The sequence below is a fragment of the Streptomyces sp. NPDC002232 genome (assembly GCF_042890295.1).
Classification (GTDB): domain Bacteria; phylum Actinomycetota; class Actinomycetes; order Streptomycetales; family Streptomycetaceae; genus Streptomyces.
In genome coordinates, this window is sequence record NZ_JBIARV010000005.1 from 360,224 (window position 1) to 371,515 (window position 11,292).

8 protein-coding genes are annotated in these 11,292 nt (G+C 72.8%); all 8 read left to right on the forward strand.

Annotated elements, in window-relative coordinates; translation table 11 throughout:
- Positions 1-30: 30 nt before the first annotated feature.
- The 8 genes from hppD to ACFYXU_RS24740 all read left to right on the forward strand — a co-directional run bounded on the left by hppD (position 31) and on the right by ACFYXU_RS24740 (position 11,116).
- Complete coding sequence (hppD, locus tag ACFYXU_RS24705; RefSeq protein WP_329853713.1) at positions 31-1,095, forward strand: 4-hydroxyphenylpyruvate dioxygenase; 1,065 nt, start codon at positions 31-33, stop codon at positions 1,093-1,095.
- A 76-nt stretch (positions 1,096-1,171) separates the two neighbouring features.
- Positions 1,172-2,089: a phytanoyl-CoA dioxygenase family protein gene (locus tag ACFYXU_RS24710; protein ID WP_329853714.1), complete on the forward strand. Its 918-nt coding sequence runs from the start codon at positions 1,172-1,174 to the stop codon at positions 2,087-2,089.
- Positions 2,089-2,985 (forward strand): prephenate dehydrogenase, encoded by an 897-nt coding sequence (locus ACFYXU_RS24715; protein ID WP_389459982.1) that lies wholly within the window; start codon positions 2,089-2,091, stop codon positions 2,983-2,985. Before ACFYXU_RS24710 ends, ACFYXU_RS24715 begins: the two co-directional genes overlap by 1 nt.
- Positions 2,986-3,046: 61 nt before the next feature.
- Positions 3,047-5,014, forward strand: a complete 1,968-nt coding sequence (locus tag ACFYXU_RS24720; protein ID WP_389459984.1) for an FAD/NAD(P)-binding protein — start codon at positions 3,047-3,049, stop codon at positions 5,012-5,014.
- On the forward strand, positions 5,011-6,432 hold the full coding sequence (locus tag ACFYXU_RS24725) for an adenylosuccinate lyase family protein (protein WP_389459986.1): 1,422 nt from the start codon (positions 5,011-5,013) through the stop codon (positions 6,430-6,432). The genes ACFYXU_RS24720 and ACFYXU_RS24725 overlap by 4 nt, the downstream gene beginning before the upstream one ends.
- A gap of 126 nt (positions 6,433-6,558) precedes the next feature.
- A complete protein-coding gene (locus ACFYXU_RS24730) occupies positions 6,559-8,007 on the forward strand; it encodes a DHA2 family efflux MFS transporter permease subunit (protein ID WP_389459988.1) in 1,449 nt (482 codons plus the stop codon).
- Between the two features lie 103 nt (positions 8,008-8,110).
- On the forward strand, positions 8,111-9,094 hold the full coding sequence (locus ACFYXU_RS24735) for an acyl-ACP desaturase (RefSeq protein WP_389406285.1): 984 nt from the start codon (positions 8,111-8,113) through the stop codon (positions 9,092-9,094).
- 150 nt (positions 9,095-9,244) lie between these two features.
- The gene (locus tag ACFYXU_RS24740) at positions 9,245-11,116 is read left to right on the forward strand and encodes a fatty acyl-AMP ligase (protein ID WP_389459990.1); all 1,872 of its coding nucleotides are present in this window, start codon (positions 9,245-9,247) and stop codon (positions 11,114-11,116) included.
- The last annotated feature ends 176 nt before the right edge of the window (positions 11,117-11,292 follow it).

The window sequence follows — 11,292 nt, forward strand, 5'->3', positions numbered from 1 at the left end:
CGCCAGAGGCGCCAGAAGAAAGGGGGCTCCGTGAACATCGGGGCCGTAGACCATGTCGAGTTCTATGTCGGGGACGCCCAGCAGTCGGCGTTCTTCCTCTGCACCGCGTTCGGCTTCCGCCTGTGCGGTCAGGCGGGCCCCGAGACGGGCCTGGCCGACCAGCGCTCCCTGCTGCTGCGCCAGGGCGGCATCTCCGTCGTCCTCACCTCCGCGCTGACGCCCGAGCACCCGGCGGCCGCCTACGTCGCCCTGCACGGCGACGGCGTCGCCAACATCGCCTTCGAGGTGACCGACGCCGCCGAGGCGTTCGCGACCGCGGTCGGGCGCGGTGCCACCGTCGTCGAGGAGCTCACGGCGCACGGCCGGGACGGCAACGAGGTCGTCACGGCCTCCGTGCTCGGATTCGGCGACGTCGCGCACCGTTTCGTCCAGCGGACCGGTGACCGGGACGACTTCCTGCCCGGGGTCATGGACATCTTCGCCCCGGACCCCGACGAGCCCGAGCAGGTGCTGTCCACCGTGGACCACGCGGCGATCTGCCTGCCGGCGGGTCAGCTGCGCGAGACGGTCGCCTTCTACGAGAAGGTCTTCGGCTTCTCGGAGATCTTCGAGGAGTTCATCGAGGTCGGCGCCCAGGCCATGGACTCCAAGGTGGTGCAGAGCCCGTCCGGGAAGGTCACCTTCACCCTGATCGAGCCGGTGACCGACCGCGAGCCCGGCCAGATCGACGGCTTCCTGGCCCGGCACGGCGGGGCCGGCGTGCAGCACCTGGCGCTGCTCTCCGACGACATCGTCGCCGCCGTCGGCACGCTGGAGAGCCGGGGGGTGAAGTTCCTGGAGACGCCGGACACGTACTACTCCGAGCTGGAGAAGCGCCTCGGCAGCCCGGAGCTGAAGATCGCGGACCTGCGGCGCACCAACGTCCTGGTCGACCAGGACCACTGGGGCCAGGTCTTCCAGATCTTCACGCAGTCCCTGCACGTCCGGCGGACCTTCTTCTGGGAGGTCATCGACCGGCACGGCGCCCGCACCTTCGGCAGCGGCAACATCAAGGCCCTCTACGAGGCCGTCGCCCGGGAGAAGGCCACCGCCTGACCGGCTCCGCCGCCGGCCGCCACCCGTCACCGCTGCGTCCCACCCGCACCCCGCACCCCGCACCCGAAGGAACACCGTGACTGTCCAGGAATCCGAGCGCTTCACCCTGACCGAGGAGGAGCGGGAGCTCCTCCCCACCGACGAGGACGTCGCCTTCTACGCCGAGCACGGCTGGTACCTGTCGAAGAAGCTCTTCACCGACGAGGAGATCGACCTCCTCGAGTCGGCCAGTGAGAACTTCTACGCCGGCCACCGCGACCGCACCCTGCCCGTCCGGCCGCCCAAGCTCGCGTACTGGGAGCCCGAGCACGGACCGGTGCAGCGGCACAACGACTACATCCACTACGAGGACGACGCGATCGGGCGCGTGCTGCGCAAGCCGCTGCTCGGCGCGGTCGCCGCGCGGCTCGCCGAGGCCGAGGAGATCCGGGTCTTCCAGTCCACCCTCATCTTCAAGCCGCCGGTCGCCCAGGAGCAGTCGAACATCGTGCCCTGGCACTTCGACCGGCACTACTGGTCGACGTCCACCTCCGAGCGGATGCTGACCGCCTTCATCCCCTTCCACGACTGCGGCGAGGAGATGGGCACGATCACCATGGTGGACGGCAGCCACCGCTGGAAGGAGATCGCCCAGAACGACGCCACGTCCCTGCACTTCGCGGAGCGCGACCGCAGCGAGCTCGACGTGATGCTCGATCAGAACGCGGCGTACAACGGCACCGAGGTCACGAAGATCCCGGTCCACATCCCCAAGGGCCACGTCAACTTCCACCACTGCCGCACCTACCACGGCAGCGGGGCCAATGTCAGCGACCGCCCGCGCCGGGCCATCTCCTTCCACCTCCAGGACGGCGACAACCGGTACCGGGACTTCCGCCGCTCGGACGGCACCCAGGTCGCGTACAACCACGACGTGCTGGTGCGCCGGACCGCTGAGGGAACCCCCGACTACAGCGACCCGGAGTACTGCCCCGTGCTGTGGAGCAGCCGCTGATGTTCAGCGCGGCAGTGGTCGGTACCGGCTTGATCGGTACGTCGATCGCGCTGGCCCTGCGGGACCAGGGCATCGTCCCCCATCTGGTCGACCGGGATCCCGAAGCGGCCCGCACGGCGGCCGATCTCGGCGCGGGCGTGGTCGAGTTCCCTCGCGAGCCGGTCGACCTGGCCGTGCTCGCGGTTCCGCCCCAGCATGTCGCCCAGGTCCTCAAGGAGTACCAACTCCTGGGACTCGCCCACGACTTCACGGACGTGGCGAGCGTCAAGGTACGGCCGCAGCGGGAGGCGGCCGAACTGGGATGCGACCTGGCCCGCTTCGTGGGCGGGCACCCCATGGGGGGACGGGAGCAGTCGGGACCGCTGGCCGCCCAGCGGGACCTCTTCCGGGGCCGGCCCTGGGTGCTCACCCCCTCGGCGGTCTCCCGTGAGGCGGCCGTCCGCCGTGTCGGGGAGCTCGCCGAGCTCTGCGGGGCCCACCCGGTCGTGATGACACAGAGCGATCACGACCGGGCGGTGGCCCTCACCTCCCACGCTCCGCACGTGGTCGCGACGCTGCTGGCGGCCCGCCTGCTGTCGGGGGACGAGTCCCAGCTCCGGCTGTCCGGGCAGGGCCTGCGCGACACCACGCGGATCGCCGGCGGCGACCCGGGGCTGTGGACGGACATCCTCGGCTCCAACGCGGCCGCCGTGGCGGAGGTCCTGGCGGATTTCGCCACGGACCTGCACACGGTGGTCGAGGCCCTGCGCGACCTGGGCACCCGGGCGCCGGAAGAGCCCCGCATCAGCACGGCGCAGCTCACTTCGGCGCTGGTCCGGGGGACCCAGGGCCGGGCCCGCATCCCGGTCCCGGCCTCCGGCGGACTTCGCCTGAGTGGTGCGACCTCCCGCGGCTGACCGCCGCGGGTCCACATCGGCATTCGAAGACTGTCGAGACTTTCGAACGACTGGAGAGAGCATGGCCACCCGACGGCTCGACGTCTGCCTCATCGGTGCGGGGCCCCGCGGGCTCTCGCTCCTGGAGCGGATCTGTGCGAATGCCGCGCTGGACCCCGACGAGGGCGGGATCACCGTGCACGTGGTCGATCCGCACCCGGCGGGGCCGGGCCAGGTGTGGCGTACCGACCAGTCCGAACACCTGTTGATGAACACGGTGGCCTCCCAGGTCACCATGTTCACCGACGAGAGCGTGGAGATCGAGGGGCCGCTGGTCCCGGGGCCGAGCCTGTACGAATGGGCGCGGTTCCTGGTCCTGATCGGTCCGATGGACGACCGGCGGTACGAGGAGCAGGTGATGGCCGAGGCCCGCTCGCTCGGCCCCGACTCGTATCCGTCGCGCGCCTTCTACGGCCAGTACCTGGAGTGGGTCTTCGCGCGGGTCACGAAGACGGCGCCGGCCCGGCTGACGACCGTGGTGCACCGGGCGCGGGCGGTGGCCCTGAAGGAGGAGCAGGACAGCGCCACGCGCACCGTCCTGCTCGACGACGGCACCGCCCTCGGTCCGTTGGACGCCGTGGTGCTCGCCCAGGGCCACCTGCCGCTGCGCCGCTCGTCCCGCGAGCGGGAGCTCGCGGACTTCGCCGCGGCGCACGGGCTGCGCCACATCGCCCCCGCCAACCCGGCGGACGTGGACCTGTCGCCGATCCGGCCGGGCGAGACGGTCGCGCTGCTCGGCCTCGGCCTGAACTTCTTCGACTACATGTCGCTGCTGACGCACGGCCGGGGCGGCCGCTTCTCCCGGGTCGCGGGGCGGCTGGTCTACGAGCCGTCCGGCCGGGAGCCGCGGCTGGTCGCGGGCTCCCGGCGGGGGCTGCCCTTCCACTCGCGCGGCGAGAACCAGAAGGGTGCCCACGGCCGCCACTGGCCGGCCGTGCTGACCCCCGAGGTGATCGCGGAGCTCCAGGAGCGGTCCCGGCTGCACGGCGGCATCGACTTCCGCGCGGTGCTGTGGCCCCTGGTGTCCAAGGAGGTCGAGACCGTCTACTACACGGCGTTGCTCACCTCCGAGGGCCGGACCAGGGAGGCCGAGCGGCTGCGTGCCCGGTACCTGGAGGCGAAGCCGGGCAGCGACGGTGAGCGGGCGGTCCTGGCCGAGTTCGGGATCGGGGAGCGGGACCGCTGGGACTGGCACCGGATCGCGCAGCCGTGGGCGGACCGGGAGTTCGCCTCCGCCGAGGACTTCGAGGGCTGGCTGCTCGACCACCTGCGCGAGGATCTGCGGGCGGCCCGGAGCGGGAACGTGGACGGTCCGCTGAAGGCGGCCCTCGACGTCCTGCGGGACCTGCGCAACGAGCTCCGGATGATCGTCGACCACGGCGGGCTGGCGGGCCGATCGCACCGCCAGGACCTGGACGGCTGGTACACGCCGCTGAACGCCTTCCTGTCCATCGGCCCGCCCGCGCGACGCATCGAGGAGGCCATCGCCCTGATCGAGGCCGGAGTCCTGCGCGTGCTGGGCCCCGCGACCCGGTCCACCGCGGACCCGGTCGCCGGGGTCTTCACCGTGGAGTCCGTCACCGTGCCCGGCTCGGCGGTCTCGGCGACCACCCTGATCGAGGCACGTCTCCCGGACATCGACCTGCGGCGGACCGCCGACCCGCTGCTGCGTCAGCTCCTGGAGACCGGGCAGTGCCGCCCGTACGAGATCAGCGACCCGGACGGGGAAGCGCACCAGACCGGCGGAGTCGCCGTCACCGGGGCGCCGTTCCATCTGATCGACGCCGAGGGCCGCCCGAACCCCCGCTGCTTCGCCTTCGGGGTTCCCACCGAGTCGGTGCACTGGGCGACGGCGGCGGGCATTCGTCCCGGGGTGAACTCGGTGACGCTGCAGGACTCGGATGCCATAGCCCGCGCCGTGCTGGGGCTGTCCAGGAGCCTGGACGGCCTGGACGCGGACAGCGAGATGATCGGAGAGCTGACCCGATGACCGCCGAAGGACCCGTCGCCGGGGACGTCCGCCCCGTGGCCCCCGTCGTGGACGCCGGGCTGCTCAGCCCGGTGCGCGCCGGCACCCCCGCGGAGGCGGCCACCTCCGACGGCGCCTGGCTCCAGGCGATGCTGGACGCCGAGGCGGGGCTGGTGCGCGCCCAGGCGCTGCTCGGCAACGTGCCGCCGGAGGCGGCCCGGACGATCAGCGAGCTGGCCCGGGCCGAGCTGCTGGATCTGCGCGCCCTCGCCGTACGGAGCAGGGGCGCGGCCAATCCGGTCGTGGCCCTGGTGCAGGCCTTCACCCAGGTGGTGGCGGAGCGGGACCCGGTCGCGGCCGACTACGTGCACCGGGGCTCCACCAGCCAGGACATCTTCGACACGGCGCTGATGCTGGTGGCCGGCCGGACGCTGGACCTCCTGGTGGCGGACCTGGACCACATCGCGGAGTCGCTGCGCGGGCTGAGCGTCGAGCACGCGGACACCCTGATGGCCGGGCGCACCCTCGCGCTGCACGCCGTACCGACGACCTTCGGGCTCAAGGCCGCGGGGTGGCACGCGGCCGTGCGTACGGCGGCGGACCGGCTGCGGGAGCTGCGGGCCCAGGGCCTGCCGGTCCAACTGGGCGGCGCGGCGGGGACGCTGGCGGGATACGTCGAGTACGAGCGACTGCACCGCGGCACCGAGTCCCCGGGCTACGCGGCACGGCTCACGGAGCAGTTCGCCGCGGAGACGGGGCTCGTCGCGCCGACTCTCCCGTGGCACAGCCACCGGCTGCCGATCGCCGCCCTGGCGGGCGAACTGGCCCTCGCCACAGGGGTCCTCGGGAAGATCGCGGTGGACGTGCAGTCGCTGGCCCGGACCGAGACGGCGGAGGTCTCCGAGCCGGCCGCGGCCGGCCGGGGGGTGTCCTCGGCGATGCCGCAGAAGCGGAACCCCGCCCTGGCCACCCTGATCCGCTCGGCCGCGCTCCAGGTGCCCGCCTACGCGAGCGTACTGACGCAGGCGATGCTGTCCGAGGACGAGCGGTCCGCAGGTGCCTGGCACGCGGAGTGGCAGCCGCTGCGCGAGTGCCTACGGCTGACCGGCGGCGCGGCGCACACCGCGCGCGAGCTCGTGGCGGGTCTGGAGGTCCATCCCGCGCGCATGCGGGCGAACCTGGATCTGACGAGCGGCCTGATCGTCTCGGAGCGGCTGGCCGCGGCACTTGCCCCGGTGCTCGGGAAGGCCACCGCGAAGGACGTGATGAGCCGGGCGTCGGCGCTGGCCGCCGCCTCGGGCCGCGCGCTCGCGGACGTTCTGGCCGAACTGCCGGAGCTGGAGGGCCGGTTCACGGAGGAGGACCTCGCGCGGCTGCTCGACCCCGCGGGATACACGGGCGCCGCCGGTGAACTGATCGAGCGGTCGCTGAAGCGGTAGCCCCGGGGACCGCCTTCTCCCCGCGGTCGCACCGGGTCGACACGTGCTGTTCTCCGACAGGGCTTTTAAATGCACGTACGGTCGTTTAGTTTTGGTCCCGGCGGATCGACCGATGGAGGGAACCCCATGACCACCGCATCATCACCATCACCCAGCGAGGCGACGACGCCTCCGGACGCGGAAGGCGACGCGCGGGCTCCTGAGAGCGCCGCGGCGTCGGCCACCGCCCGGCTGGCGCTGCTCGTCGCGTCCGGGGCCACCTTCCTCGCCGTGCTCGACACCACGGTCGTGAACATCGCCTTCTCCGACCTGCGCGCCGACTTCTCGACCGCGTCGCTGTCGGAGCTCACCTGGGTCGTCACGGCGTACACGGTCGTCTTCGCGGCGCTGCTCGCCGTCGCCGGGCGCGTCGCCGACGTCGTCGGGCGCCGGCGCCTCTTCCTGTGGTCCACGGTCCTGTTCACCGTGGCCTCGGTGCTGAGCGGATTCGCGCCCAACGTGGAGGTGCTCGTCGCCGCCCGCGCGCTCCAGGGCGTGGCGGCGGCCGGACTGATCCCCTCCGCCCTCGGACTCGTGCTCCAGCACACGCCGCCGGCCCACCGGTCGAGCGCGGTCGGCGTCTGGGGAGCGGTCGGGAGTATGGCCGCGGCCGTCGGGCCCAGCCTCGGCGGACTGCTCGTGGACACCTGGGGCTGGCGCAGCGTGTTCCTCATCAACCTGCCCATCGGCCTCGCCCTCGTCCTGGTCGCGGCCCGGGGGCTGACCGGTGACCGGCCGAGCGGGCGCCGGATGCCCGACCCGGTGGGGACGCTCGCCCTCGCCCTCGGCCTGGGCGGACTCGTCTTCGGCGTGACCCAGGGAACGGAGTGGGGCTGGGACAGCGGCCGGGTGCTCGCCCTCCTGATCGGCGGAGCGGTGCTCACCGCCGGCGCGCTGCTGCGCTCCCGCCGCCACGCCTCGCCCGCCATCGAGTGGGACCTGTGGCGCAGCCGCCCCTTCGCGGCCAGCAACGTCGCCTCGCTGCTCTTCGGAGCGGCCATGTACGCGTACCTCCTCAGCACGCTCCTCTTCCTCAACGCGGTGTGGGGCTACTCCGAGCTGAAGGCCGGCCTGGCCGTCACCCCCGGGGCCTTCAGCGCGGCGATCGGCGCGATGGTCGTCGGCAAGCGGATCGGACCGCGCGGGCAGTGGGCCGGAGTGCTCGTCGGCTCCGTGCTGTTCGGGGGCTCCTGCGCGGCGATGTACCTGCTGCTCGACAGCGAGCCCCGGTACCTCGCGCTCTGGCTGCCCATCGGCATCGTGGCGGGCGTGGGCATCGGCGCGGCGCTGACCGGCATCTCCAACGCGGCCACCGCGGCGCTCGAACCGCAGCGCTTCGCCTCCGGCACCGGCCTGCTGATGACCATGCGCCAGGTGGGCGGCGCGCTCGGCATCGCGGTCCTGGCGGCGATCCTCCAGCGTCACAGCGTCCTCGACGACCAGGGCTACCTCCAGGTGTTCCTGGCGTGCGCCATCGGCTCCGTGGCGGCCGCGGCGGCGGCTCCGGCGATCCGGGCCCGGGTCCTGAAGTCCTGAACTCCCGTACGGGCGAGACCTGCCGGGAGGGCCCTCCGTACGGGGGCGTCCCGGCAGGGGCCCACGAGTCAACCATCCCGATCACGACGAAGAGTGGCACGCCATGGCACCGATCGACAGGTCCGACCGTACTGCCGCACGCGCGGAGTACTCCCTGCTCGCCGAGCTCCAGCCGGTGGTCGAGGACAACCTCCACCGCCACCTGGACGTCACCAAGGAGTGGTTCCCGCACGAGTACATCCCCTGGAGCGAAGGCAGGACCTTCGAGGGCCCGCTCGACGGTGAGGCGTGGACGCCCGACGAGGCGACCCTGCCGGACGTGGCCCGCACCTCGCTCGTGGTGAACCTGCTGACCGAGGACAACCTTCCCGGCTACCACTTCGCCGTCGCGCAGTTCGGCAAGGACGGGGCCTGGGGCAACTGGGTCAACCGCTGGACGGCCGAGGAGGCCCGGCACGGGATCGCGCTGCGCGACTACCTCCTGGTCACGCGGGCCGTGGACCCCCGCGCCCTGGAGCGGGCCCGGATGACGCACATGTCGACGGGGTACGAGCGCCCGGACGGATTCAGCGCGCTGCACGCGATCGCCTACGCGGCCTTCCAGGAACTCGCCACCCGCATCTCGCACCGCAACACCGGCCACGCGAGCACCGACCCCGTGTGCGACGCGCTTCTCGCGCGCATCGCGGCGGACGAGAACCTCCACATGGTCTTCTATCGGAACCTGGTCGAGGCCGCGTTCGAGCTGGCACCCGACGTCACGATGGAGGCCGTACGGGACGTCGTGACCGGTTTCGAGATGCCCGGCTCGACCATCAAGGACTTCGGGCGCAAGTCCGCGGAGATCGCCATCGCGGGCATCTACGACCTGCGGCTGCACCACGACAGCGTGGTCATGCCGATCCTGCGCAAGCTGCGCGTCTTTGAACGGGAGGGCTTCGGCGCCGCCGGAGAGCGGGCGAGGACCGAACTCGCCGCGTTCGTGGCACGGCTGGACACCCAGGCGACGTCCTTCACCGACCGCCGCGAGGGCATCCGGGCGTCCCGCGCCAAGCGGGCCGGCGCGCTCGCGAGCACGACCGGCTGAACACCGCGTCCCTCACGCACTCGCCGACCGGCGGGCACGACCGGCCGAGTACCGCGTCCGCCACGCACTCGTCAGCCGGCGGGCACGAGCGGCTGAGCACCGCGCCCGTCACGCACTCGTCCCCTTCATCAGATCGGTGGGTACCGCCGCATGGCCCGGTCCTTGGTCGACGTCCTGTCCTCCCACGCTTCGGCCCGACCCGACAGGACCGCCTACCGGTTCCTGGCCACGGGCGAGTGCGACGGGGACGTCGAGGAGCTGACGTACGCGGGGCTGGACCGGCGTGCCCGGGCCGTCGGCGCCTTCCTCCAGGAGCGGGGGCTCGCCGGGGCCCGCGCCATGCTGCTCCACCCGCCGGGGGTGGAGTTCGTCTCCGGGTACATGGGCTGCCTCGCGGCCGGGGTCGTGGCGGTGCCCAGCGTCCCGCCGCAGGGCCGGACGCAGAACCTCCGGACGCTGTCCCGGATGCGGAGGATGATCGCCGACGCGGACGTCAAGGTGATCCTGGCGACCCGCGAGGTCATCGCGGCGCTGGACGCCGCGTCCGGCCACTTCCCCGAACTGTCCTCCCTGCTCTGCGTCGCCACGGAGGAGATCCCCGACGCGGTGGGCGACGCCTGGCGCGAACCCGACCTCGGGCCGGACTCGGTGGCCTTCCTCCAGTACACCTCCGGCTCCACCTCCGCGCCGCGCGGGGTGATGGTGACGCACCAGAACCTGATGCACAATCAGGTGGCGCTGACCGAGCGGATGGGACACACCGCCGAGGCGCTGGAGGAGTGGGACGGGGAGCTCTACGTCAGCTGGCTCCCGCTCTACCACGACCTGGGACTCATCGCCCCCGTCCTGAACAACCTCTACGTGGGCGGGACGTCCACGCTGTTCTCCCCGCCGCACTTCCTGCAGAAGCCGTCGCGATGGCTGAAGGCGATCTCGCACTACCGTCCGCACACCAGCGGAGGCCCCAACTTCGCCTACGAGCTGTGTCTGCGCGACGCCTCCCCCGAGGTGCTGGACGGTCTCGACCTGAGCCGGTGGCGGGTGGCCCTCAACGGGGCCGAGCCGGTGCGGGCGAGCACGATGCGGCGGTTCGCGGACACGTTCGCCAAGACCGGGTTCCGCCGGGAGTCGCACTTCCCCTGCTACGGGCTCGCCGAGGCGACGCTGATGGTGACGGGCAGCTCGGTGGACCGGTCCCCGACGCTGGTCGACCGGTCCGACGTCGCGTCGATGTCCGGGACGGCGGAGGACCGGGAGCTGGTGAGCTCCGGCCGGCCGGGGATCGGCATCTCGGTGGTGATCACCGACCCCGAGCGGCGCGTCGAGTGCCCCGAGGGCGAGGTCGGCGAGATCTGGGTCGCCGGGGAGAGCGTCACCGGCGGCTACTGGCGCAATGTCCGGGCCACCCGGGAGGTGTTCCGCGCGTCCCTGGAGGACGGCAGGGACGGCTTCCTGCGCACCGGCGACCTCGGGTTCATCCGGGACGGCGAGGTGTTCGTGACCGGGCGGCTCAAGGACCTGCTGGTCATCGGCGGACGCAACCACTACCCGCAGGATCTCGAACTGACCGCCGAGACGGCCCATCCCGGGGTCCGGCCGGGGTGCGTCGCGGCGTTCTCCGTCGACGACGGCACGGCGGGCGAGCAGCCGGTCCTCGTCGCCGAGGTGACGCCGGCGGCCGCGCACGACTCCGCCGGGATCCGGGCCGCGATCCGCGGCGCCGTCGGTGCGGCCCACGGTCTGTCGCTGAGGGACGTCGTCCTGATCGACCGCGGCACGATCGCCAAGACTTCCAGCGGCAAGATCCAGCGCAAGGCGTCCCGGACGGCGTACTTGGAGGGGACGCTCTCGGTCGTCGCCGGGTCCGACGTCGGGGGCGGGGTTGACCTCGGGGGCGGGGCCGGCGCCGGGGGCGGGGTTGACCTCGAGGGCGGGTCCGGCGCCGGGGACGGGTCCGGTCTCGAGACCGGGTCCGGCCTCGGGGACGGGGGCACCGCCCGCCGGGTCCTGTCCGCGCCGTAGCACCGCGCGGCAGGTCCTTGCCGCGCCGTGGCGCCACGCGCGAGGTCCCTTCCGCGCCGTGGCGCCCCGCGCTGCCCGCACCCGGGCGCCCGCCGTGCCGGAGCCGCGCGGGCCCTCGGCACAGCGCCCGGGGGCACCTGCCGTGCCCGGAAGAAGCCAGTCGACGAGCCCGAGGA